Origin of the sequence: Paraburkholderia atlantica (genome assembly GCF_009362785.1) — a bacterium.
Classification (GTDB): Bacteria; Pseudomonadota; Gammaproteobacteria; order Burkholderiales; family Burkholderiaceae; genus Paraburkholderia; species Paraburkholderia atlantica.
In genome coordinates, this window is the sequence record NZ_WHNQ01000008.1 from 119,472 (window position 1) to 143,992 (window position 24,521).

Genomic DNA, 24,521 nt, shown 5'->3' on the forward strand with positions numbered 1-24,521 from the left:
CCGTCACACCTGTCGTGTCGCGGCTGCCACGAAAAGGAGAGTGCGATGACTGAAGCTGTCGGAAACGCGGCCAACGCGCGTGTCGCGTGGATTGCCGGGGTGGGCGCGAGCGCCGGGCTAGGGGCCGCGCTCGCGCGTCGCTTTGCGCGCGAAGGTCTGCGCGTCGCGGTGACGGGCCGCTCGCGCGATCGGCTCGATACGATCGTCGACGAAATCCGGCGCGCCGGAGGGCAAGCGGATGCGCTGCCCGGCGACGTGACGAGCGAGAGCGAACTCGCCGCCATTGCGCGCCAGCTCGCCGGCCACGGCACGCTCGAAGTCGCGATTTTCAACGCTGCCGGCGCAACCCGTGGACCGACGCTCGAACTGAGCGCCGAGCAGTTCGAGGCGGCATGGCGGGTCATCACGCTCGGTGGTTTTCTGTTCGCGCGAGCGTCGTTGCCAGCGTTGCTGGCAGCCGGGCGAGGCTCGTTGCTATTCACCGGCGCCACCGCGTCGCTGCGCGGGCGGCCGCCGTTTGCCGCATTCGCCGCGGCTAAAGCGGGCTTGCGCTCGCTCACGCAGAGCCTCGCTCGCGAGTTCGGGCCGCGCAATATTCACGTGGCGCACGTGGTGGTGGACGGCGGCATCGACGGCGAACGTCTGCGCACGTCGGCGCCGCAATACGTGGCCGAGCGCGGCGCGGACGGCCTGCTGAACCCCGACGACATCGCCGACGCATACTGGCACCTGCATCGGCAGGGACGCAGCGCGTGGTCGCAGGAAATCGATCTGCGGCCGTTCAACGAGTCGTTCTAGCGACGCCCGATCAATACCGCTCGGCCACGTATTTAAAGGGATAGTCTGGTTCCTTATAGCCGTCCGGCTTTTGCCGTTTCGGCAGCGAGACCTTCTTGCGGGCAGGCTGCTTATACGGAATCCTCTGAAGCATGTCGCTGATGATGTTCAGCCGCGCGCGCCGCTTGTCGTTCGAGTTCGCTATGTACCACGAGGCGAAGTCGGTGTCCGACGCCGCGAGCATCTCATCGCGGGCGCGCGAGTAGTCATACCATCGGCTATAGGATTTCAGGTCCATGTCGGTCAGCTTCCAGAGCTTGCGGCCGTCGTTGATGCGTGCTTCGAGCCGGCGAGTCTGTTCCTCGGGGCTGACCTCCAGCCAGTATTTGAGCAGGATGATCCCGGAATGAACGATCGCCCGCTCGACGAGCGGCACCGCCCTGAAGAAGCTCTGCACGTCATCCTCGGAGCAAAAGCCCATCACGCGCTCCACGCCCGCGCGGTTGTACCAGCTACGATCGAAAATGACGATCTCGCCCGCGGCCGGCAAGTGCGGCACGTAGCGCTGCAGATACATCTGGCTTTTTTCGCGTTCGCTCGGCGCCGGAAGCGCGACCACGCGGAACACGCGCGGACTGACGCGCTCGGTCATCGCCTTGATCGTGCCGCCTTTGCCCGCGCCGTCACGTCCCTCGAAGACGATGCAGATCTTGGCTCCCGTTTGCACGACCCATTCCTGCAGCTTGACGAGCTCGACATGCAGATCGAAAAGCGCCTTGCGATACTCCTTGTAGGACAGCGACCTGTGTTGTTCGGGCTGCCCGTTTTCCGGCTTCGTTTTGGCCATACTAATCTCCCCAGCGCAGACTGTTCCAGGGTACTGCGCAATGATCCATTCCCAAGGTAGAGCGCGACGCGAAGCAGGGCCATACGACCTTGGTCCAATATCGCCGGTACAGGGTGCGCTGTATGCTCTGGGCGTTTGCTCGCGCGTGCCCGATCCGACTGTCCTCGCCGTACCTCGTCCACATGCCGGCAAAGCGCGCGGATAATTCGACGCCATCGCCACGGGAGGCCTCATGGATGCCACCGGTCACACGGAGCGGGAAAACGTCGGCGATAGGGAGCCGGTTCTCGATGTCGTCGATCGAGTGTGCGAGTTATGTTTCGGCCTCTTCATGGCGCTGACGTTCGTTGGCACCGTCTCGGCCGTCGGCGCGAGTGCGGACGCGGGGCACAAGATGTTCTATACCGCGCTCGGCTGCAATCTTGCCTGGGGTCTCGCGGACGCGGTGATGTACCTCGTGCGTACGCTGGTGTCTCGCGGCAGACGTATGACGGTTGCGCATTCCGTGCGAAGCGAGCCGGATGCGGCCGCGGGCGTTCGGGCGCTTCGCGACGCGATGGCGTCATGGCTCAAACCGTTGATCGGCGACACGGAGCTAGAGTCGATCCGCAGGCGTGTTGCCGCGCGTCCGGACTTGCCGCAGCGCGCAGTATTCGTGCGCGACGATTTGATCGCCGCCGCGTCTATCTTCGTGCTCGTAGTTGCCGCGACGTTCCCGGTCGCGCTGCCCTTCGTGCTGTTCGCGCATGTCCCGACGGCGCTGCTCGTCTCACGCGTATTGACCATAGTGATGCTATTCGGCAGCGGCGTGGCGCTCGGCCATTACGCGGGATTTCGCGGCTGGCACGCCGGCCTTGCGATGGCGGTGGTCGGCGTGCTGCTGACCATGGCGATCATCGCACTCGGCGGATGATCGATGTCCTCTGGCTTCGCGTTTCGCTCAGCATCGACATTGCGTTACCTGTAAGACCAAGGTCCGATTTCGCAGCGGTTTCAGCGTGACATCATGTATCTGCAAGCGTTGTAGTCGTCGCTCCGGTTGTCGAAGAGTCGACGCTTCCAATGCTCGCTACGTGCGGCCGGAAGATCGACGCGCGGCGGTGGCATTGATGGTTCCTTGGGCGGCTATGCCGCTTCACGGCAGAGAAAAAAGATCGAGGCTTCCAGACATCACGACTGGCGACTCGGATCGTAACCAGAACGGAGTCGAAAGTGAACAGACGGAACTTTGTGCACACGCTCGCGCTGACATCAATGGCCGCGAGTCTGGCTTTGGCGGGTTGCACGACGACCGGAGGCAGTGGCGAGAGTGCCACGACCGACGCCGCCAAACGGCAGGAGATCGACGCGGCCGTGAACGGTGCGCTGTCGAAACTGTTCGATACGGTGCAAGGCTCGCGTGAGCTCGTATCGAAGGCGCAGGGCGTGCTGGTGTTTCCTTCGGTAAAGAAGGCGGCGTTCATCGTTGGTGGCGAGTACGGTGAAGGCGCATTGCGCGTCGGGGGGGCGACGGTCGGCTATTTCAGTACCGCCGCGGCTTCGTTCGGATTGCAGGCCGGCGCGCAGTCGACCGCGGTGTTCTTCCTGTTCATGACGCAGGCTTCGCTCGACAAATTCCGCAACTCGAAGGGCTGGTCGGCGGGTGCCGATGCGTCGGTCTCACTGCTGAAAGTCGGAGCTAACGGCGCGATCGATACCTCGTCGGCGACCGCCGAGGTCGTGGCGATGGTCTTGACCAATACGGGCTTGATGGCCGACGTGTCGGTGGCTGGCACCAAGGTTACGCGCCTGAATTTGTAACAGGACGCGGCAAGCAGCGACATTAGATCGATCGATCATCGCGCTGTGACACGGCGGCGCGTCGCATGCTTTGGCATGACGACGCGCCGAGCATGGTTTTTGGCGGACTCACCTCACCGGGCGTCCCTATCATCCCTCCCGTTACTCCCACGAAGCGCTGCTAGCCAGATGCGCTCGCGACTCGTCGCGACGCTGCCTTTGATTTGCTCTGACCGTCCTGTTTATTCAATACCGGTAGAAAAGACGAAGCGGAAACGCGCGTTCCCGCCGCCGCGCTGCGTTTAGTCATCCGTCTGGCATAGTTTTATTTTTAATCGAGGAATGCAAATGATTCGCACTGGAATGGCGTGCTATAAATAGTTGACTTACGTCAAAAAACATATAGCGGAAAGTTAATGAAATTGGAGAATCAGCGTTGCGAATACCCGCTGTCTCTGTGATTCGCAATGCATGAAAGCTTCACGGTTGAAGTTTCCATTTGAAAGCGCTATCGGGCCGGGCGTGATTGCGACTCATACTGACATGTTTCTGCTTTGCTAACTTTCTGGGCCCGTGCCAATGGACAGTATGAACACTGCGCCGCGCGCCGATAATTAACTGCCTAACAAACTCATACGCCATTTGCCGGTTGATGGCGGACAATGCAGAAAACCATTGAGTATTTTCCCGAGTAAGCGGCATAAATTACGCTTTCCTGTCGGTAATTGATTCTGGATGGCCTATACTGACTTCCAGCACCAGACGTGCGAAGTACCGATTGTGAAGTCAATTATGTGGTTCGAAGCCCAACGATAAAGACGTCGCAGTTGTACGGAATCCGTTCGCACTGGACCCGGAGGTGCCAATGATTAATCTGATCGTGCATGGCAGACACCTGGCGATCGGGGTAGCGGGAATCCTCACGGCGCTGCACGCGCAACCGCGCCACATGGGTCAGAGCAGCCCATCACAGATCGACAATGCGCGCAGCGACGGTTCTCCGCTAGCCGGGCACGACCATTCCAGACTGTCTTCACCCAGGCATCATCGGTCTCAGCGCGCTCGCGGTATCCCCGGCGGGTCGAGCCGGCCGAGTACCCGCGATGCCCACGAGCCGCCGTACGGGTTGCCGGCATGGCGGCGCTATGTCGCCGCTTGCGCGTCATGGCTGCGAGGCGAAGGTGATAGCGGCACGCGGCGCATGCTCGACGCGAGGGTGCCGCTGTGCGAGACGCTCGAAATGTTGCCGGTCCCGATCGTCACGATCGATCAGCGGGATCAGATCATCTTCGCGAACGCGCGGGCGGCGCAACTGTTCGGCTACACGAGAGAAGAGCTGATCGGCGCGCCGAGCGCCAAGCTATTTCCGATCGATGGCATCAACGCCGATCGTGCGGGCCCAGGCAACCGCGGCGCGAAGATGCAACTCCACGATGTCACGACCACGCAGAGTCTGATCGCGCGGCGGCGCGACGGCGGCGGCTTTCACGCGGAGGCGGAAACCACCCGCTGCCGCGTGCACGATCAGGAATTGCGGATCACCGCGATATCGGATTGCAGCGCGTGCGGCGAAGTCGATGGAAATACGAGGGATCTCGCACATCTCGCGCGCGTTTCTTCATTGGGCGAACTTGCCGGTTCGCTGGCGCACGAGTTGAAACAGCCGCTTACCGCGATCCTCTTCAATGCGCAGGCCGCCCGCAAATTCCTGGATTCGGAGACCACCAACGTCGTGGAGCTGCGCGAGGCGCTCGAAGACATCGTGGCCGACAATTGCCGCGCGAACGACGTGCTGCAGAAGATCCGCGCCTTGGTGCGCAAGGGCGATGTCGAGTTGCAGTTGCTGGACGTCGGCAACGTCGTGCGCGACGTCGCGATGCTTGTGCACAGCGATGCGTTGACGCGCGGCGTGCACACCAGCTTCGACATCCCGGAGAATCTGGCGCTGATTTGCGGCGACAAGGTTCAGCTTCAGCAGGTGATCCTGAACCTGCTGCTGAATGCTTTCGACGCGGTCAAGGCTTGCCCTGCCGCGGACCGCCTCGTCGAAACGACGGTGCGCGAGGACGCGGACGGACTGGTACGGATAACGGTAAAAGATCGCGGCCAGGGACTCGACGTCGACAGCATGGAAAGGATTTTCCGGCCATTTTTCACCACCAAACCGCAGGGACTCGGGCTGGGTCTTTCGATCAGCCGCACGATCGTCACGGCACACCGCGGCCGGCTGTGGGCGGAAAACAACGAGGGCAAAGGGGCATCGTTTCACGTCACGTTTCCCGTCGCGACCGATATCCGACAGAGACTCGTGCCCTGATCATCATGAACCAGACCAACACTCGCGTCTTTATCGTCGATGACGACGGCAGCGTGCGCAGCGCGCTCGCCCGCTTGCTGCGCGCCTCCGGCTACCAGGTCGAATGCTTCGACAGTCCGGAGGCCTTTCTCGAGCGAGCCGATTTGACGAGCATGCCGGCCTGCCTCGTTCTCGATCTGCAGATGCCGGGCATGACGGGACTCGAAGTGCAGCGCAAGCTCGATCAGCTGCTGCCGATCGTCTTTCTGACCGGTCACGGCGACATCGGCTCGAGCGTCGACGCGATGAAAGGCGGAGCGGTCGACTTCCTGCCCAAGCCGGTGCGCGACTCGCTGTTGCTCGCGGCGGTGGAGCGCGCGCTCGCACGAGCATGTGTGGAAAGCAGGCGGCGCCACGAACGCGAGGAAATAGAAGAGCGAATGCGGCATCTGACCCGCCGCGAGCGCGAAGTGATGGAGCTCGTCGTGACCGGCCGTCTGAACAAGCAGGTTGCGAGCGATCTGGGCGCGGCCGAAAAAACGATCAAGATTCATCGGGCCCGTGTGATGGAGAAGATGAAGGCCCGATCGATCGTCGAACTCGTTCATCTGGTGCGCAAGGGCGGCCTTTGTACGGCCGACGAAGAATAATCGCCCGACCCGGGCGCTGGCTCCCGCGTTGCGCCGCCACTTTCAGCGGCGCTGGCTGGCACCGCTAGTGGACCAAAGTCTTATATCTCATCGGGGTTTCAACCAGTACGCTAAGGCATCAGAGGTCCCCTTTCCGGAGCGGCCGCGCGTTCGCGCTGTCATATGGTCAACCCTAACCAATTCGTTGCGGTGGTCGACGATGACGAGTCGGTGTGCCGAGCTATCAAGCGTTTGCTGCATTCCGAAGGTATCAGGGCGGAGACGTTTTGCAGCGGTGACGAGTTCTTGAATGCGCTTGCGGCAATTCCGTCGTATCGGCCTGCCTGCGTGATTCTGGATGTCCAGATGCCGGGAACCAACGGTCTGGAAGTCCAGCGTCAGCTCGCGCAAATGGGCGTGCCGGTCATCATGATTACCGCCTATGAAGATATCTCCGTCCGCCAGGCCGCGCTCGCGGCCGGCGCGGCCGCGTATCTGCGCAAGCCTTTCACTAGCGCGATTCTGTTCAAGGCGGTCGAGGTGGCCATCGGCGGTCCGCCGCCGACACCCTGAACGCGCGCGTCTTCGCGCCGGATGATATGAGACCAAGGTCCGATTGTCGCCGTTTCTTCGGACCACCAAACTGAACTCAGTCAACGCGTCGAACCGAACGCCGGCTGCGCCGCACCGAACTCGAGACCGCACAGGCCACGGCGTGTGCGTGCCCTTGCGCGTGCGAGGCGCCGCGCTCTGAGCGTGGCAGCGTTCAAGGATAAAAGCGGGAGCGCAAGTGATGAAATCAATTTCGGTTTGTCTCGCGATTCTTCTCGGTACCGCTGCGATGCAGGTGGGGGCGGCGGACTTCGACGGCAGCAAGCGGCTGATGTGCGCGACGATCGACGCGCACGCCTGCGATCCGGGCATCGCCTGCACGCGCGCGTTGCCCGCGGATCTCGGTCTGCCGAAATTCCTGACTATCGACTTCGACAAACGCGCGATCGTCGGTCCCGCACGCACGACGCCGATGCTCTCGGTCACCAAGGACGCGGATCAGGTGGTGATGCTTGGCAATGAGATGGGCTTTGGCTGGACGCTGGTCGTCGATTCGACGGACGGCGAGATGACGCTGACGATCGCGAACAGAAACGATGCCTTCGTGCTGTTCGGTAATTGCACGCCTTTGTAATCAGGCGGAGTGCACGATGAAAACCGTACCCGTGTGTTTGGCCTCGCCGCGGCCGGATTCTCGCGGCGCTCTCCGGTTGCTCGCCGTCGTCGCGGCGCTGACGCTGCTCACACCGCTCGCGTCGTGCAAGAAGGAGGTCCCGCCGCAGGTCGCCGCCGTGCCTGAAGTGACCGTGATGACGGTCGCTCAGCATGACACGCCGGTCGATTTCGAATTCACCGCGCAAACCCAGAGTTCGCGCGAAGTCGAGATCCGCTCGCGGGTGGACGGCTTCCTCGATAAGCGCATGTATACCGAAGGCGTGCTGGTCAAGACCGGACAAACGCTGTTCCAGATGGACCCGAAGCCGTTCGAGGCCGCGCTGCATACCGCGAAAGGGCAACTGGCCCAGCAGCAGGCGCGTCTCGAAGTCGCCAAGGCCAATCTCGCGCGCGTGCAGCCTTTGGCGGCGCAGAACGCGTTGAGCAAGAAGGATCTCGACGACGCGATCGGCAACGAGAAGCAAAGCGCCGCCGCGGTGTTCGCCGCGCAGGGCGAAGTCGATACCGCGATGCTGAACCTCGGCTACACGACGATCAAGTCGCCGCTGAACGGGCTGTCGAGCTTTGCGCGTCAGCAGGATGGCAGCTACGTGACGGCAACCGGCAACAGCAGCTTGCTGACCTACGTGTACCAGCTCGACCCGATGTGGGTGAACTTCAGCATCTCCGAGAACGAAATGCTGAAGTACCGCGACGAAATCGCGGCCGGACGGCTGCGCTTTCCGCCGAACAACGATTTCTCCGTGCATCTGATTCTCGCCGACGGCACGCCCTATGCCCAGCAGGGCCAGATCGACTTCGCGAATCCGGCGTTCAACACGGAAACAGGAACCTTCCTCGTGCGCGCGACCTTCGCCAACCCGAAAAACACGCTGCGTCCGGGGCAGTTCGTGAAGGCCCGCGTCGGCGGTGCGATCCGGCCCAACGCGACGCTGGTGCCGCAGCGCGCGGTGCTGCAGGGCGCGAAGAGTCACTTCGTATGGGTCGTGGGTAACGATGGCAAGGCGCATCAACGAGTCGTCGAAGTCGGCGAGTGGCAGGGCGACAACTGGTTCGTGTCCGATGGACTGAAGGCGGGCGAGCGCATCGTCGTGGATGGCGCGCTGCGCGTCACCGCGGATTCGCAGCTGAAGATCGTCAAGGAGCTGCCAGCGGTCAAGGACCCGGCTGCCGTGGCGACGGCTGCATCGCAAAGCGGCGCGGCAGCGGCGCCCGCTGCCGAGTGACGGGGCGCCCACATGAATATTTCGCGCTACTGCATCGACCGGCCGATTTTCGCGTCAGTCATCTCGATCGTCATCACGCTCGGCGGCGCCATTGCGATGTTCGCGCTGCCGGTCGCGCAATACCCGGACGTCACGCCGCCGCAAATCACCGTGTCCGCGACTTACCCGGGCGCGAGCGCCGAGGTCGTCGCGAACAACGTCGCCGCGCCGATCGAGCAGCAGGTCAATGGCGCGGACAACATGATCTACATGAACTCGTCCAGTTCGTCGACCGGCGCCTTTACGCTCAACGTGTACTTCAACATCGGCACCAATCCCGAACTGGCCCAGGTCGACGTGCAGAACCGCGTGAATCTCGCGCTGCCGCAACTGCCGAGCTCTGTGCAGTCGCAAGGCGTTCAGGTCCAGAAGAAGTCGTCCGCGTTCATGATGGTGATCGCGGTCTATTCGCCCACCGACCGCTACGACGCGACCTATATCGCGAACTTCACGAACATCTACGTTCTCGACGCGATCAAGCGGATTCCCGGCGCGAACCAGTCGTCCATATTCGGTAATCCAGACTACGCGATGCGAATATGGTTGAAGCCAGACCGAATGGCCCAACTGGGCGTGACGGCCGCCGACGTGCAAAAGGTCGTCTCGAACCAGAACCAGCAGTTCGCGGTCGGCAGCATCGGGCAGTCGCCAACGGGCTCGGCGGTGCAGCAGTCGTTCGCGGTCACGACCACGGGGCGGCTCGCCGAGCCGTCGCAGTTCGACAACATCATCGTGCGCGCGGCGAGCGGCGGCGCGGCGATCGTGCGCTTGAAGGACATCGGCCGCGCCGAGCTGGGCCAGAAGGACTATTCGATTCGCAGCCGCTTCCAGGGCAAGCCGGCCACCGTGTTGGCCGTGTATCAGCAGCCGGGCGCCAATGCGCTCGAAGTGTCGAAGCAGGTGCGCAAAACGCTCGCGGAGCTGAAGAAGTCGTTTCCGGAAGGCATGACCTACGAAATCGCGATGGACACGACCGAGTTTACGCGGGCGTCGATCTCGGACGTGATTCACACGTTCTTCGAAGCGCTGGTGCTCGTCGTGATCGTCGTGTTCGTGTTCCTGCAAAGCCTGCGTGCCACGCTGATCCCGATCGTCGCGGTGCCGGTGTCGATCGTCGGCACCTGTATGTTCATGCTGCTGGTGGGCTTTTCGATCAACATGCTGACCTTGTTCGGCATGGTGCTCGCGATCGGTATCGTCGTCGACGATGCGATCGTGGTGATCGAAAACGTCGAGCGCAACATGACGGTGCACAAGCTGTCGCCGAAAGAAGCCGCGAAAATGGCAATGGACGAAGTCGCCGGACCGGTCGTGGCGATCGTGCTGGTGCTGTGCGCGGTGTTCGTGCCGGTTGCGTTTCTCGGTGGCATCACCGGGCAGTTGTACAAGCAGTTCGCGATCACGATCGCGATTTCGGTGGTGCTGTCCGGCATCGTCGCGCTGACCTTGTCGCCGGCGCTCGCCGCGTTGCTGCTGAAGAGCACCCACCATGAGAAAAAGGGCTTTTTCCGTTGGTTCGACAATCAGTTCGCCCGCATGACGGCGGGCTATACGCGTGCGGTCAAAGTTGTCATCAAGCGCTGCATCATGGGGCTCGTGTTCTTCGTGGCGTTGATCGCGCTCTCGGTGCTGATGGTGCGCTCGATTCCGTCCGCGTTCCTGCCGCCCGAGGACCAGGGCTATCTGCTCGGCGCGGTCATCATGCCGGACGCCGCGAGCCTCGACCGCACCGGCCAGGTATCGCAACGCGTCACCGACTATTTCAAGGAGCGGGAGGGGGTCGGCAGCATCACCACGATCGATGGGTTCAGCCTGCTCGACAGTCAGAACAAGAACAATGCCGGCACATTCTTCGTCGGCCTGAAGGGCTTCGACGAGCGCTATACGCGGGCCAACATCAGGACGCAGAATGCGCGCGCGCTTCTGCTCGACGCGTATAAATACTTCTCGAACGTGCAGGAGGGCATCGTTCTGCCGGTCAATCCGCCGTCGATTCCGGGGCTCGGCACGACGGGCGGCACGGAGGTATGGATCCAGAGCAAGGGTGACGGGAACATCTCACAGCTCGCGGGCGTGGTCGACCAGTTTTTGCAGAGAGCGCGGGCGCGTAAAGAACTGACTCGCGTGACGTCCACATTCAATGCGTCGTCGCAGCAACTGATGGTCAACGTCGATCGCGACAAGTCGGAGACGCTCGGCGTGCCGGTCGAAGACGTCTATAGCGCGATGCAGACGATGTTCGGCTCGCTATACGTGTCGCAGTTCAACCGCGCGGCCCGGCTGTGGCAGGTGATCCTGCAGGCGGAGCCGGCTTACCGCCTGAAGCCGACCGATCTCGATCAGATCTTCGTGCGCAGCACCAACGGCACGATGGTGCCGATCAAGGCGTTGGCGACCTATCGCTATGTGACGGGCCCGGACCTCGTCACCCGGTTCAATAACTTCCCGGCCGTCAAGATCACGGCGAATGCCGCACCGGGCTTCAGTTCCGGGCAGGTGATCTCCACGCTCGAAGAGCTTGCCGCGCAGATGCCGGACGGCTACGACATCGCGTGGAGCGGTGAAGCGTTCGAGGAACGGCAGTCGGGCGGCACCTCCGGGCTCGTATTCGTGTTCGGTATGGTGATGGTGTTCCTGATCCTCGCCGCGCAGTACGAGAAGTGGACGCTGCCGTTCGGCGTATTGATGGCGGTGCCGTTCGCGCTGTTCGGCGCGCTGCTCGCGATCATGCTGCGCGGCCTGTCCAACGACGTCTACTTCCAGATCGGCTTGACGATGCTGGTCGCGCTCGCCGCGAAGAACGCGATCCTGATCTTCGAATTCGCGGTGCTCAATCGCGAGGGCGGCGCATCGGTATTCGACGCGACGATGACCGCCGCGGAAGAACGGCTGCGCCCGATCGTGATGACCTCGCTCGCGTTCATTCTCGGCTGCGTGCCGCTCGCGATCGCGACGGGCGCGTCGGCCAACAGCCGACATTCGATCGGCACCGGCGTGATCGGCGGGATGCTCGGCGCGACGGCGATCGCGGTGTTCTTCATCCCGATGTTCTATTACCTGCTCGAATCGATGTCGTCGCGCTCGAAGGGAGGCAAAAAATCAAAGCCGGACGCGCAGCACAGTGGCGGCGCGGGACGGGAGCCCTCGGCGGTGGCAGGGCCCGGTGCGTCGAGCGAGGCGCCGTCCGCGCCGCACCAGGGTGAATGACATGCGCGGCACGGCACCGAAGCGTTTGCTCGCATCCGTCATGCTGCTCGCGCTGAGCGGATGCCTGCTAGGCCCCAACTACCAGCGCCCGGCGGTCGACGTGCCGGCCACCTATCGTTTCGCCCAAGGCGAGGCCGCGGGCATCGCCAACGCCGCGTGGTGGGAGCAGTTTCAGGACCCGGTGCTCAATCAGCTGATCGCCACCGCGCTGCAGGACAACCGCGACGTGAAGGTCGCGGCCGCGCGGGTCGACGAGTTTCGCGGGATGTTCGTGACCACGCGTTCCGGGCTGTTCCCGCAAGTCTCGGCAGGCGCCGACGCGTCGCGCCAACGCGTGTCGCAGGTCGAAGCCGTGACGGTGCCGAAGGGCGTGAGCCCCGTCTACAACCAGTTCGACGCGACCCTGGCGGTGTCCTGGGAACTCGATCTGTTCGGCAAGGTGCGCCGCGAAACCGAGGCGGCGCGCGCGAATCTGCTCGCCAGCGAAGAGGGCCGCCGCGCCACGATTCTGACGCTGGTCAGCTCGGTCGCTTCGGCCTATATCAATCTGCGCAGTCTGGACCGGCAGCTCGAGATCGCGAAGGAGACCGTGCACAGCCGGGCGGAATCGGTGCGCGTGTTCGAGGCGCGTTTCCGCTACGGCGAGGTCTCGCAGATGGAACTCGCGCAAAGCCAGTCGGAGTATCAGGCCGCTCAGGTCACGGTTCCGCAGCTCGAAGCGCAGATCGGCCAGCAGGAAGACGCGTTGTCGGTGTTGATCGGCAGGAATCCCGGCGCGATTCTGCGCGGCCGTGAGCTGTCGCAGATGGGCACGCCGCCGATTCCCGAGGGGCTGCCGTCCGAATTGCTCGAACGCCGTCCCGATCTGCTGGAAGCCGAGCAGACGCTGGTCGCGCAAAACGCGCTGATCGGCGCGGCGCGCGCGTTGTACTTCCCGTCGATTTCGCTGACCGGGCTGTTTGGTTCGGTCAGCGCGCAGTTCTCGAATCTGTTCACCGGACCGGCGCGCGTGTGGTCGTTTGCGGGCAGTGTCACGCAGCCGATCTTCACGGCGGGCAACATCACCGGCCAGGTGCATCAGGCCGAAGCGCGCCAGCAGGAAGCGCTGTACTCGTATGAAAAGGCGATCCAGGTGGCGTTCCAGGAGGTCGAGGACTCGCTGATCTCCGTGCAGAAGACACATCAGGCACTCGATGCGCAAAACCTCCAGGTCGAAGCGCTGGTCACGTATGCGCGCCTCGCGAGGCAGCGTTACGAAGGCGGCTATACGAGCTATATCGAAGTGCTCGATGCGGAGCGCAGTCTGTTCAACGCGCAACTGAGCTATGCGCAGACCCAGGGCGCGGTGCTGACCTCGTACGTCACGCTCTACAAGGCGACGGGCGGCGGCTGGGTCGCCGAGGCGGAAAAAATGACGATGCCGCCGGCCGCGCCGCAAGCGTCGCCAGCGATGGCGCCGGTCTCGCAGAACTTGACCGCGCCGGGTGGAACGCCGGGTGCAGTGGAGGCGAGATGACGGGCGACGAGCTGATCGCGTGCGAAGAGTGCGACCTGCTTCAGCTCGGCGCGCCGCCCGCGGCCGGCAATGCGTTGCGCTGCCAGCGTTGCCGCGCGGAGCTCAGGCGCGGACGCTCGAATGGGCCCGAATTTGCGCTCGCGTTCTCGTGCGCGTCGGCGGTGCTGCTCGTGATCTCGAACGCGTTTCCGATCGTCGGTCTGTCGCTGAACGGCAATGTCGTGCAGACGACGCTCGCGGGTTCGGTGCGCATGCTGTACACCCACGGCGCATGGCCGCTGGCGCTGCTGGTCGGACTCACGACGATCGTCACGCCGGTGCTGCAAACCGTCGCGATGCTGTGGCTGCTGCTGCCGCTGCACTTCGGGCGCGCGCCGTGGCGTCCGGTCGAGTTCTTTCGCCTGTTTCAGCTCGCGCGGCCGTGGGGCATGACCGAAGTGCTGATCCTCGGTTTGCTGGTCGCGCTGGTCAAGCTCGCGCATATCGCGAAGGTGGTGCCGGGCACCGCGCTGTGGTCGTTCATCGCGCTGATGCTGCTGCTCGCGGCCGCGGCGGCGACGTTCGATCCGCGCGAGGTGTGGGCGCGCATCACGGCGGCGCGCGGCGCGCAAGCATGGCAGTTGCCGCCGATCCGCGTGCGCCGCAACGCCATCACGGCGTCGGCCTATGGGCTCGTGCTGTGCGAAGAGTGCGGGCTGCTGCTCGAGCAGCCTGGCGGCGCCGGCAAGCATGTCTGTCCACGCTGCAAGGCGCCGTTGCACCAGCGCAAGCCGGCGAGCCTGTCGCGCACGTGGGCGTATCTGCTGGCCGCGATGGTGCTCTACATTCCGGCCAACGTGCTGCCCGTGATGGACACGAGCTCGCTGTTCGGCACGCAAAAAGACACGATCCTGAGCGGCGTGGTCTATCTGTGGGTATCGGGCTCGTGGCCGCTCGCGGTGCTCGTGTTCATCGCGAGCATTGCGGTGCCGATGCTGAAGATTCTCGGCATCGGCTATCTCGCGTTGTCGACGCAGCTTCGCTGGCAATGGCTGCCCGGGCAGCGCACGCGGATCTATCGGCTGATCGAGCTGATCGGGCGCTGGTCGATGCTCGACATCTACGTGATCACGATGCTGGTCGCGCTGGTGCAGTTCCAGGCGCTGGCGACGATCAAGGCCGGACCGGCGGCGATTGCGTTCGGCGCGGTCGTCGTGCTGACCTTGCTCGCCGCGATGGCGTTCGATCCGCGCCTGATGTGGGACGCAATGGAGACCGAACGTGTCCACTCCGACTGAAGAGCCCGAGCTGCCCGCCGCGGAGCCGGTGCCGCGCTCGCGCTTGCGGATGCAACTGGTCTGGCTGGTACCGATCGTGGCGATCCTGATCGGCGGTTGGCTCGCGGTGAAGGCGGTGATGGAGCGCGGCGAGCAGATCAGCATCAGCTTCAAGACCGGCGACGGTCTCGAAGCGGGCAAGACGAAGCTCAAGTTCAAGGACGTCGATATCGGCGTGGTCGAGGCGGTCTCGCTGACGCGGGACCACAAGCGCGTGGTGGCCAAGGCCGAGGTGACGCGCGACGTGTCGGACCTGCTCGTCGACAACACGCGCTTCTGGGTCGTGCGTCCGCGCATTTCGGGCGGCACGGTGTCGGGGCTGGGCACGCTGCTGTCGGGCTCGTATATCGACGTCGACGTCGGCAATTCGACCAAAGCGCGCCGCGATTTCGTCGGCCTCGAGGAGCCGCCCGCGATCGCGAGCGACGTGCCGGGGCACGAGTACACGTTGCACGGAGTTGGACTCGGCTCGCTCGACGTGGGCACGCCGGTCTTTTTCCGCAGAATCCAGGTGGGCCAGGTCTCGTCGTTCCACCTGGACCCGGACGGCCGTGGCGTCACGGTGAAGGTCTTCGTCAACGCGCCGTACGACCGGTTCGTGAGAACCGACACGCGCTTCTGGCACGCCAGCGGTGTCGACATGTCGTTCGACAGCAATGGCTTGCGCCTCGAAACGCAGTCGATCGTGTCGATCATCATTGGCGGCATCGCGTTCGAATCGCCGCCAGGATCGCAGGCAGAAACGAGCGCCGATAGCGGCACCCGGTTCGAGCTGTACCCCAGGCGCGCCGACGCGATGGAGCAGCACGATCGCATCGTCGACAAGTACGTGGTGAATTTCACAGATTCGGTACGCGGTCTGACGGTCGGCGCGCCCGTTGATTTCCGCGGCGTCGTGATCGGCGAAGTGACGGCGATCTACACGCGCTTTGATTCGAAGACGCGGCAGTTCAGCATTCCGGTCGAGATCAATCTCTATCCGGAGCGGTTCACGTCGCGCTATCAGAACGACGGCGCTGGCGACGGCGGACGGCTTACCGCGGACCCGCGCGCGCTTGCGAACTTCCTCGTCGAGCGCGGCTTGCGCTTCCAGTTGAGAAGCGGCAATCCGCTGACGGGCCAGCTCTATCTCGCGGTGGATTTTTTCCCCGACGCGCCGAAGGCGTCGATCGACTGGAGCAAGACGCCACCCGAAATGCCCGCGACTCCGCGCACGCTGCAATCGCTGCAGGACTCGGTATCGCGACTGCTGACCAAGATCAACAACATCCCGTTCGAGGATATCGGCAAAGACGCGCGCTCGACGCTGCGCACCACCAACGCGATGCTCGGGCAGCTGCACACGCAGGTCGTGCCGAAAGCGTTCGACACGCTGCTGTCGGCGCAATCCACGCTCAATTCGGCGAACGCCGCGCTGCAGCCGGACTCGTCGCTGCAACAATCGACGGAGGACGCGATGCGTGAACTGACCCGCACCGCGGCGTCGCTGCGCACCTTGGCCGACTATCTGGCGCAGCATCCGGAATCGCTCGTGCGCGGCAAGTCGGAGGACAAGAAGCCATGACAGATGCGATGGCCCGCTTTTCAGTCCGCTTTTCGGCCCGCCTCACGGCCTGCCTGATGCTCGCGCTCGCCGGCGCTCTGCTCGGCGCCTGCAAGTCGCCGGCGACGAACTTCTACACGCTGAGCCCCGACGAGTCGTTGAGCGGCACCGGCGCGAGCCGGCCGATCGCGGCCGTGATCGGTCCGGTCACGATTCCCGAGATCGTGGACCGGCCGCAGATCGTCACGCGGATCGGCAACAACGAGGTCGAGGTCAATGAATTCGATCGCTGGGCGCAGCCGCTCGGTGGCGACATCGGCCGGGTGATCGCGGCCGACCTCGGCGCACTGCTGAACTCGCAGCAGATTTCGGTGTTCGATGCGGTACGCGATCCGTCCGTCGTCTGGCGCGTGCGGATCGACGTGATGCGCTTCGAGTCCGTTCCGGGGCGCGACGTTACCGTCGACGTGCTGTGGGCCGTGCGTCCGCCCGGCAAGATTCGCGCCGTCACCGGCCGCTCGGTCGCGCGCGAGAGCGTGTCCGGTCCCGGCATCGAGCCGATCATCGCCGCGCATGATCGCGCGCTCGCCTCGGTGAGCCGCGATATTGCCGCCGCAGTGCAGGCGAACCCCGCTCAATGACGCGTCGCGCTGCGTCACGTCGACACGCACAGCGCTTGAACCGGTGCGCCGCGCCGGGTCGCGCGCATAATAAGACCTTGGTCCGATTGCCTCAGACCAGGGCCAACTCCACGATTCAATCGATGCACGGCGCGTGCCTCGGCACCGATCGTGACGCGCACCTTTCAGGAGTCTTCCGATGGACGCTGAAACGCTGTTGTCACAAAGCCAGGACATTGCTTCGAAAATCAACCACGTGCTGCAAAAACGCACGCAAATCGCCCAGCAGCATCTGAACCAACGGGTCACCGAAACGCTGGGCCTCGATCACGATGGCGCTCCGACTGCAAGCGCGATGCCCGCGCCATTCGATCCGCTCAGCGCGTGGCAATACACGGTGGATGCCGCGCAGCGTTCGCTGCTGTTCTGGGACACGCTGTACCGGCGCGGCAACGAATTCGTCGAACGCAGCGCCAGCGGTCCCACGCCGGTGCTGCATTTCGAGTACGACATGCTGCTCGACGGCCGCACGTTCGAGCGGCCGGTCAACTATGCGCTGCTGCAACTTCGTCCGCTCGAAGGCGTGGGCGTCGACGTGCGCAAACGCCCGTATCTGATCATCGATCCGCGCGCGGGGCACGGTCCCGGCATCGGCGGCTTCAAGGACGATTCGCAGGCGGGCATCGCGCTGCGCGCGGGCTATCCCGTCTACTTCGTGGTGTTCTTTCGCGACCCCGAGCCCGGTCAAACGCTGCTCGACGTGTGCAACGCCGAGCAGCGATTCGTGCGCAAGGTGCGCGCGCTGCATCCCGACAGTCCGAAGCCCGCGATCATCGGCAATTGCCAGGGCGGCTGGGCGGCGATGATGCTCGCCAGCTCCGACCCCGAGGAGACCGGCCCGATCGTCATCAACGGTGCGCCGATGTCGTACTGGAGCGCGGCGTGGAGCGAAGGCGAGGGCGACAACCCGATGCGCTACTCGGGCGGCATGCTGGGCGGCGCGTGGCTCGCGTCGTACGCGGCGGATCTCGGCAACGGCAAGTTCGACGGCGCGTATCTGGTGCAGAACTTCGAAAACCTGAACCCCGCCAACACGTTCTGGGACAAGTACTACCACCTGTACTCGAACGTCGATACCGAACCGCCGCGCTTTCTGGAATTCGAGCGCTGGTGGGGCAGCTACTACCTGATGAATCGCGAGGAGATCGAATGGATCACGCGCAACCTGTTCGTCGGCAACAAGCTGTGGTCGGGCGGCGTGACGAACAGCAGCGGCCAGGCTTTCGATCTGCGTGAAATTCGCTCGCCGATCATCCTGTTCGCGTCGATGGGCGACAACATCACGCCGCCGCAACAGGCGTTCAACTGGGTGGCGGACCTGTACGGCAGCACCGAGGAGATCAAGGCGCGCGGCCAGGTGATCGTCGGACTGACGCACCAGAACATCGGGCATCTGGGCATTTTCGTGTCCGGCAAAGTCGCGAAGAAGGAGCACAAGCAGATCGTCTCCGTGCTCGAGACCATCGAAACGTTTCCGCCCGGGCTCTACGGCATGACCATCAACGAGACCAGCAACGCGGCCGGAGAGATCGAATACGAAGTGGAATTTCATGAGCGGCGGCTCGAGGAGATCGCCGCGCGCTACAACCGCTTCGGCCGCATCGACGAAAAGCCGTTCGAAGCGGTCGCCGCGGTGTCCGATGTGAATCAGCGCATGTATGAACTGTTCGCGCAGCCGTTCGTGCAGGCGATGTCGAACGAAACGAGCGCCCGCATGCTGCGCCAGTTCCATCCGCTGCGCTGGCAGCGCTGGGCCGTTTCCGCGCTGAACCCGTGGCTTGGCTGGCTGCCGGCGGCGGCGCAGTCGGTGCGTGAGAATCGCCAGCGGGCCGGCGCGGATAACCCATGGAGCAAGCTCGAACGCAACGGCTCGCAAATGATCAGCGCATCGCTCGACTATTACCGCGCGATGCGCGACGCGGCGACCGAGGCCAGCTTCTTCAGCGTGTACGCGAATCTGTATGCGACGTATCTGAGCAAGCCGGCCGCCGACGGCGCGCCCGTGCAGGCCGGTGCGATCGATCCGCGCGAACTGCCGTTCGTGCGCACGGCGTTGGAGGCGATCGGCGACGGCGGCTACACGGAGGCGCTCGCGCGCGCGGCTTTCCTGTTGTCGCAAAGAGGCGAGTCGTTGCCGCTCGCGCGCTACGAACTGCGCAAGGAGATCGCCGAAAGTTACGCGGAGTACCTGCCGGACATCAGCAGCGATCACTGGCGGCGCATCCGGGGCGAGCAGGAGATCATCGTCAGCCTCGAACCGGACAAGGCGATTGCGACGCTGCCGAAGCTGCTGTCCCATAGCGAAGACCGCGAGCGCTTTCTGCAACTGCTCGACAAGCTGGCGAGCGACGAGCGCGTGTTGAACGCCTCGCCCGACGCCGCGCAAAAGGAGGCGTTCGAACGCATCCGCGCGGTGCTGGGTTCCCGGGTGAACCGCAAGCGCGACGCGCGTTTGCCTGACCCCACTCGCATGTGAGCGACCGGCGCGATGCGCGGCCGGTCGCGAGCGTGACGCAACGTAAGCACGGCGCCCGTAAGCCGGGCGCATCGCGCGTCACGAATCCAACGCGCTGTACACATGAGGAATAAGCCGATGGAAAAGCACGCGAAGTATCAGCGTCTGATCGAGTTCTGCCAGACGCTGCCGGCGATGCCGACAGCGGTCGCGCATCCGTGCGACCAGAGTTCGCTGCAGGGCGCGGTCGAAGCGGCGGGCATGGGCCTGATCGCGCCGGTTCTCGTCGGACCGCGCACCCGTATCGAAGCGATTGCCGCCGAGCACGGCATCGACATCTCGGACTTCACGATCGTCGATGCGCCGCATAGCCATGCCGCTGCCGCCGCTGCCGTGCAACTGGTGCGCGAAGGCAAGGCCGAGGCCATGATGAAGGGCAGCCTGCACACGGACGAGCTGATGGCCGAAGTGATTCGCCGTGACACCGGCCTGCGCACCGAGCGGCGCATCAGCCATTGCTTCGTGATGGACGTGCCCGCGTACGAGAACGCGCTGATCATCACCGACGCCGCGATCAACATTGCGCCGACGCTCGAAGAGAAGGTCGACATCCTGCAGAACGCGATCGATCTCGGGCACGCGCTGAAATTCGACGAAGTCCGCGTGGCGGTCCTGTCCGCGACCGAGAGCGTCAATCCGAAGATTCCATCGACAGTGGAAGCGGCGGCGCTGTGCAAGATGGTGGACCGCGGGCAGATCACCGGCGGACTCGTCGACGGTCCGCTTGCACTGGACAACGCGATCAGCATCGAAGCTATGCGCATCAAGAAGATCGAATCGCGGGTGGCGGGGCGCGCCAATGTGCTGGTGGTGCCGGACCTCGAAGCGGGCAATATGCTGGCGAAAAGCCTGTCGTTTTTGGCCGGCGCGGACGCGGCGGGCATCGTGCTAGGCGCGCGCGTGCCGATCATTCTGACGAGCCGCGCGGATTCTCTGTCGACGCGTCTCGCCTCGTGCGCGGTCGCCGCACTGGTGGCGAAGGCAAGGCGCGAGGCCGCCAAGGTGGTCGGGTGACGCCATGTCGGATGTGATCCTCGTATTGAACGCAGGTTCGTCGAGCCTCAAGTTCCGAGCCTTCGACGCGCAACACGCGCAACTCGAGCTCGTTCTGCGCGGCCAGATCGAAGCGCTTTACACGAACCCGCGTTTTCGCGCGATCGATAGCGACGGCAATGTCAGCTCGCACGAATGGGGCGACGGCCATCGTCTTGGCCATCAGGGCGCGATCGAATATCTGGGCGCTTTCTTGCGCGACCACGGCAGCGGCAATCAGCTGAAGGCGGTCGGGCATCGCGTCGTGCATGGCGGACAGCGCTTTGCCGGCCCCATCCTCGTCACCCCCGAGGTGATCGACCAGCTGGACAGCCTGAGCCCGCTCGCGCCGCTGCATCAGCCGCACAACCTGGCGCCGATCCGCATCCTTGCGCAGCTGCGTCCCGATCTTCCACAGGTCGCGTGTTTCGACACCACGTTTCATCGCACGCAGACCGAGACCGCGCAGGCCTATGCGCTGCCCCCGTCGATTACCGATCACGGCGTGCGGCGCTACGGTTTTCACGGGCTTTCGTACGAATACATCGCGAGCGTGCTGCCCGAGATCGCGCCGGCTGCGGCGGCGGGGCGCACCGTCGTCGCGCATCTGGGCAACGGCGCGAGCATGTGCGCGATGGTCGCGGGCAAGAGCGTGGCCAGCACGATGGGCTTCACGGCGGTGGAAGGCCTGCCGATGGGCACGCGTTGCGGCAGCCTCGACCCCGGCGTGATTCTCTATCTGCTCGACGAGCTGAAGATGGATTCGCAGGCGATCGCGGACCTCATTTACAAGGGCTCGGGGCTGCTCGGCCTGTCGGGCATCGGCGGCGACATGCGCGTGCTGCTCGACAGCGACGACCCGCGCGCGCACTTCGCCATCGACGTCTACACCTACCGCATCGGGCGCGAACTCGGCAGTCTCGCCGCGGCGATGCAAGGGATCGACGCACTGGTGCTGACGGCCGGCATCGGCGAGCACGCGGTCGAGATTCGCGAGCGCATCGTGCGCGACGCCGCGTGGCTCGGCGCCGAACTCGACGACGCGGCCAATCGGGCGAACGGGTCGCTGATCACGACGGCTTCGAGCAAGCTGGCGGTCTGGGTCGTGCCCACCAACGAGGAACTGATGATTGCCCGTCATACGCGCGCTATCGCCCCATAGAGGAGTTTCACCATGTCTGTCGAGCAACCGCGTTTGATTCTGGAAGGAGCGAAGGCGCTCGTGACCGGCGTCGCCAACGAGCATTCGATTGCGTACGGATGCGCGAAGGCGTTTCGCGACCTCGGCGCGAGCGTCGCGCTCACCTATGCGAACGACAAGGCGGCGCCTTATGTGGAACCGATCGCCAAAGCACTCGATGCCGAGATCTTCATGCCGCTCGACGTAACGGGCGAGGACGAAATGGAAGCCGTGTTCGACCGGATCGAGAAAACTTGGGGAGAGCTCGACATTCTCGTTCACGCCGTTGCATGGGCGCCTAAAGCGGATCTGCAGGGCGGCTTGCTGCAATCGTCGCGTGAGGGCTTCCTGAGCGCGATCGATATCTCCTGCCATTCGTTCGTGCGCATGGCGCGCCTCGCCGCGCCGCTGATGAAAGACGGCGGCACCATGCTGACGATGAGTTACTACGGCGCGAACAAGGTCGTGCCGAACTACAACCTGATGGGTCCGGTCAAGGCGGCGCTCGAAGCCTGCGCGCGCTATCTGGCGTTCGAGCTGGGACCGAAGGGCATTCGCGTGCATGCGATTTCTCCCGGACCGCTGCAGACTCGCGCTGCTTCGGGCCTGAAGGATTTCGAGCTGCTGCTCAACGAAGCGGTGCAGCGCGCGCCGCTCGGCGAACTGGTCGACATCATGGACGTCGGCTATACCTGTGCGTTTCTGGCCACGCCGTATGCGCGGCGGGTGTCCGGTTCCACCTTGTATATCGACGGCGGATTGAACATCGTTGCTTAGGGTCTGGAGGAGTAAGCATCATGGCTGAACTGTTTCTTGGAAACGTCGAGGAAAGCGTCTCCGACGAAGAGATCGGCGAGTTCCTGATTCGCTACGGGTTCCCGCGCTTCAGCTCGATCCAGCGGGTGCACGGCACGGGTTCGCGTCCGGGTGCGGTGGTCGTCTTCGACGACGTGTCCACGGAAGGGCTGCGCATACTGCAAAACCGCGTGCATAACCTGTTCTGGAAGAACCATACGATCGTCGCGCAGCTGCTGCCGGAGCGCGACGAGTCGTAACGGGCGGCGGGAGCCGGATATGGGTCTGTTGTCGTGGCTGACGAAGCGCATCGCTGCCGAAGAGAGCGACGATCAGCACGCGGAGGAAATCGTCGAGCGAATCGTCGGGCTCTGTCCGTCGTTGCGGCTCGCGCGCAACTATGCGTCGCGCTTGCGGCCCGCCGCGCAGCACACGCTCGCGTACCTGGACCGGCTCGCCGAAGAAGTGCCGCCCGCGCGCGAAGCGAGCGCGGCGGCGTGGGCGACGGACCCGTATATCCACGCCTTTTTCGCCACGCCCGACGAGGTCTGCCCGGTCTTCAACCGCTCACATCAGCTGAACGCGTTCTTCAACGATCATCCCGTTGCCGATCAGGTATTCGCGGTGCTCGGCATGGCCTTCGACGAGCGGCACATTTTCGGCGTCGGCCAACAAGGCGAGACGACCCAGACCGACCTCGCGCAGACGACCCTCAACTTCAGCGATCACCAGGTGCGCGTATGCGGCGAATCCGAAGCCGCGTTGCGGCGGGAAATCGTGTTACGGATCGTCGATCAGCTGGTGCTCGAAGGCCTCGGCAAGATCGAGGCCGAGACCGCGCGACAGGACGAATTGCAACGCGAAAGGGCGCTGCTGAAAACGCGTCTGACGATTCTCGAACGGCAAGGGGCGGGCGTGCGCTCGCTGCTGGGTAGCGACGCATCGTCGAATTACGCGGAAGTGGCGAAGCTGCAGGCGCAGATCGAAGAGAACGATCAGGCTCTGGCGCAGCTGGGCCTGAAGACCGAGGCGTTGGAGCGGCATCTCGACGTGATGTGCGGTGTACTGCAGGCGCCGGATGCGCATTTCTATGTGCGCAGGAGCAAATACCGGCTCGACCGGATGAACGTCGTCGTGGAGGACGGCGATACTCGGCCCGCGCACGAAATCGAGTTTCGCCTTGCGCATCTGCCGGCGAGTCCAAATACGATGCGGGTTTTTTCGACGGTGCGTTTCCGGCGCGCTGACTTTTCGCCGCCCCTCAGCGACCTCGCGCAAGCGCACCGTCTGATCTGACGCGAGCCATGCCCGCTATTTGCCGGCGACCGGCTCCACGGCGATGGCCACGGCCTCGGTATAGACCGCTTGGATCTGGTCGCCCTTTTTGATCCGCTTCAGCTGTTCGGGGTCCTGCACGGCCAGATCGACCGTATTGCCTTGCGGGCCTTTCAGCGTGACCACGCCGCTCTGGTGATCGACCGCGATCACGTTAGCCATGATCGTGACCTGGCGCGAGGCCGAGCCGCCGGGTTTCGCGCCCTCCGGTGCGCGTTCGAGCGTCTGCGTTTCGTTGGCGGTCAGCGGCGCTTTGCCTTTTTTCAGCATCATCGTCAGAGCTTGCGAATACTCGACCTTGACCACGTCGCCGACCTTGATCTGATCGAAGTTGCGCGCTTCCTCGCCGACCACGACCTGCACGACCTTGCCCTTCGCGTCCTTGAGCACGACGGTGCGTGTTCCGGGCTCGATGCTGACGACCGTCGACGTCGTTTTGACGGTGCTCGTTGCAGTGACTTTGCCGGGCTCGCTCTTGACCGTGACCGGCGCCTCCGTCTGAGCGAACCCCGTATTCGCGACGCACACGAGCGCCGCCGCGATGATCAGTTTGCGGTTAATCATTCTGTTCCCCTTGCGCGA

General features: G+C 63.9%; 21 protein-coding genes. 19 read left to right on the forward strand and 2 right to left on the reverse strand.

The window, feature by feature from the left end:
• Nucleotides 1–45: 45 nt before the first annotated feature.
• Nucleotides 46–798 carry an SDR family NAD(P)-dependent oxidoreductase gene (locus tag GCT19_RS14125; protein ID WP_018437399.1) on the forward strand — a complete coding sequence of 251 codons (753 nt, stop codon included), beginning with the start codon at nucleotides 46–48 and terminating at the stop codon, nucleotides 796–798.
• A 10-nt stretch (nucleotides 799–808) separates the two neighbouring features.
• Here GCT19_RS14125 and ppk2 read toward each other — a convergent pair whose 3' ends face one another.
• Nucleotides 809–1,624 carry a polyphosphate kinase 2 gene (gene ppk2 / locus GCT19_RS14130; RefSeq protein WP_018437398.1) on the reverse strand — a complete coding sequence of 272 codons (816 nt, stop codon included), beginning with the start codon at nucleotides 1,622–1,624 and terminating at the stop codon, nucleotides 809–811.
• A gap of 232 nt (nucleotides 1,625–1,856) precedes the next feature.
• Between ppk2 and GCT19_RS14135 the strand changes: the two genes are divergently transcribed.
• The 18 genes from GCT19_RS14135 (at nucleotide 1,857) to GCT19_RS14220 (ending at nucleotide 23,900) form a co-directional block, all read left to right on the forward strand.
• Entirely contained in the window at nucleotides 1,857–2,537 is a 681-nt protein-coding gene (locus GCT19_RS14135) for a VIT1/CCC1 transporter family protein (protein ID WP_152852296.1), read from the forward strand.
• 299 nt (nucleotides 2,538–2,836) lie between these two features.
• Nucleotides 2,837–3,424, forward strand: a complete 588-nt coding sequence (locus GCT19_RS14140) for a BPSL1445 family SYLF domain-containing lipoprotein (protein ID WP_035492014.1) — start codon at nucleotides 2,837–2,839, stop codon at nucleotides 3,422–3,424.
• Nucleotides 3,425–4,268: 844 nt separating this feature from the next.
• Nucleotides 4,269–5,720: a PAS domain-containing sensor histidine kinase gene (locus GCT19_RS14145; RefSeq protein ID WP_152852297.1), complete on the forward strand. Its 1,452-nt coding sequence runs from the start codon at nucleotides 4,269–4,271 to the stop codon at nucleotides 5,718–5,720.
• 5 nt (nucleotides 5,721–5,725) lie between these two features.
• Nucleotides 5,726–6,349 carry a response regulator transcription factor gene (locus GCT19_RS14150; protein ID WP_013093248.1) on the forward strand — a complete coding sequence of 208 codons (624 nt, stop codon included), beginning with the start codon at nucleotides 5,726–5,728 and terminating at the stop codon, nucleotides 6,347–6,349.
• Between the two features lie 162 nt (nucleotides 6,350–6,511).
• Entirely contained in the window at nucleotides 6,512–6,901 is a 390-nt protein-coding gene (locus tag GCT19_RS14155) for a response regulator transcription factor (RefSeq protein WP_013093249.1), read from the forward strand.
• A 220-nt stretch (nucleotides 6,902–7,121) separates the two neighbouring features.
• A complete protein-coding gene (locus GCT19_RS14160; RefSeq protein ID WP_013093250.1) occupies nucleotides 7,122–7,514 on the forward strand; it encodes a hypothetical protein in 393 nt (130 codons plus the stop codon).
• A gap of 16 nt (nucleotides 7,515–7,530) precedes the next feature.
• A complete protein-coding gene (locus tag GCT19_RS14165) occupies nucleotides 7,531–8,781 on the forward strand; it encodes an efflux RND transporter periplasmic adaptor subunit (protein ID WP_152852298.1) in 1,251 nt (416 codons plus the stop codon).
• Between the two features lie 12 nt (nucleotides 8,782–8,793).
• The gene (locus GCT19_RS14170; protein ID WP_018437391.1) at nucleotides 8,794–12,027 is read left to right on the forward strand and encodes an efflux RND transporter permease subunit; all 3,234 of its coding nucleotides are present in this window, start codon (nucleotides 8,794–8,796) and stop codon (nucleotides 12,025–12,027) included.
• 1 nt (nucleotide 12,028) lies between these two features.
• On the forward strand, nucleotides 12,029–13,543 hold the full coding sequence (locus GCT19_RS14175) for an efflux transporter outer membrane subunit (protein WP_018437390.1): 1,515 nt from the start codon (nucleotides 12,029–12,031) through the stop codon (nucleotides 13,541–13,543).
• Nucleotides 13,540–14,820 carry a paraquat-inducible protein A gene (locus GCT19_RS14180; RefSeq protein ID WP_018437389.1) on the forward strand — a complete coding sequence of 427 codons (1,281 nt, stop codon included), beginning with the start codon at nucleotides 13,540–13,542 and terminating at the stop codon, nucleotides 14,818–14,820. Before GCT19_RS14175 ends, GCT19_RS14180 begins: the two co-directional genes overlap by 4 nt.
• A complete protein-coding gene (locus tag GCT19_RS14185; RefSeq protein ID WP_321576807.1) occupies nucleotides 14,804–16,423 on the forward strand; it encodes a PqiB family protein in 1,620 nt (539 codons plus the stop codon). Before GCT19_RS14180 ends, GCT19_RS14185 begins: the two co-directional genes overlap by 17 nt.
• On the forward strand, nucleotides 16,420–17,043 hold the full coding sequence (locus GCT19_RS14190) for a PqiC family protein (RefSeq protein ID WP_152852299.1): 624 nt from the start codon (nucleotides 16,420–16,422) through the stop codon (nucleotides 17,041–17,043). Before GCT19_RS14185 ends, GCT19_RS14190 begins: the two co-directional genes overlap by 4 nt.
• Nucleotides 17,044–17,221: 178 nt before the next feature.
• Nucleotides 17,222–19,558, forward strand: coding sequence for a DUF3141 domain-containing protein (locus GCT19_RS14195; protein ID WP_152852300.1), 2,337 nt, complete (start codon nucleotides 17,222–17,224; stop codon nucleotides 19,556–19,558).
• Between the two features lie 102 nt (nucleotides 19,559–19,660).
• Entirely contained in the window at nucleotides 19,661–20,611 is a 951-nt protein-coding gene (locus GCT19_RS14200; RefSeq protein WP_152852301.1) for a phosphate acetyltransferase, read from the forward strand.
• A 4-nt stretch (nucleotides 20,612–20,615) separates the two neighbouring features.
• The gene (locus GCT19_RS14205; RefSeq protein WP_152852302.1) at nucleotides 20,616–21,791 is read left to right on the forward strand and encodes an acetate/propionate family kinase; all 1,176 of its coding nucleotides are present in this window, start codon (nucleotides 20,616–20,618) and stop codon (nucleotides 21,789–21,791) included.
• Between the two features lie 12 nt (nucleotides 21,792–21,803).
• A complete protein-coding gene (gene fabI / locus GCT19_RS14210) occupies nucleotides 21,804–22,586 on the forward strand; it encodes an enoyl-ACP reductase FabI (RefSeq protein WP_013093260.1) in 783 nt (260 codons plus the stop codon).
• Between the two features lie 20 nt (nucleotides 22,587–22,606).
• Nucleotides 22,607–22,864 carry an RNA-binding protein gene (locus tag GCT19_RS14215; RefSeq protein WP_013093261.1) on the forward strand — a complete coding sequence of 86 codons (258 nt, stop codon included), beginning with the start codon at nucleotides 22,607–22,609 and terminating at the stop codon, nucleotides 22,862–22,864.
• Nucleotides 22,865–22,883: 19 nt separating this feature from the next.
• Nucleotides 22,884–23,900 (forward strand): hypothetical protein, encoded by a 1,017-nt coding sequence (locus GCT19_RS14220; protein ID WP_152852303.1) that lies wholly within the window; start codon nucleotides 22,884–22,886, stop codon nucleotides 23,898–23,900.
• A gap of 15 nt (nucleotides 23,901–23,915) precedes the next feature.
• Here GCT19_RS14220 and GCT19_RS14225 read toward each other — a convergent pair whose 3' ends face one another.
• Complete coding sequence (locus GCT19_RS14225) at nucleotides 23,916–24,503, reverse strand: hypothetical protein (RefSeq protein ID WP_152852304.1); 588 nt, start codon at nucleotides 24,501–24,503, stop codon at nucleotides 23,916–23,918.
• Nucleotides 24,504–24,521 lie beyond the last annotated feature (18 nt).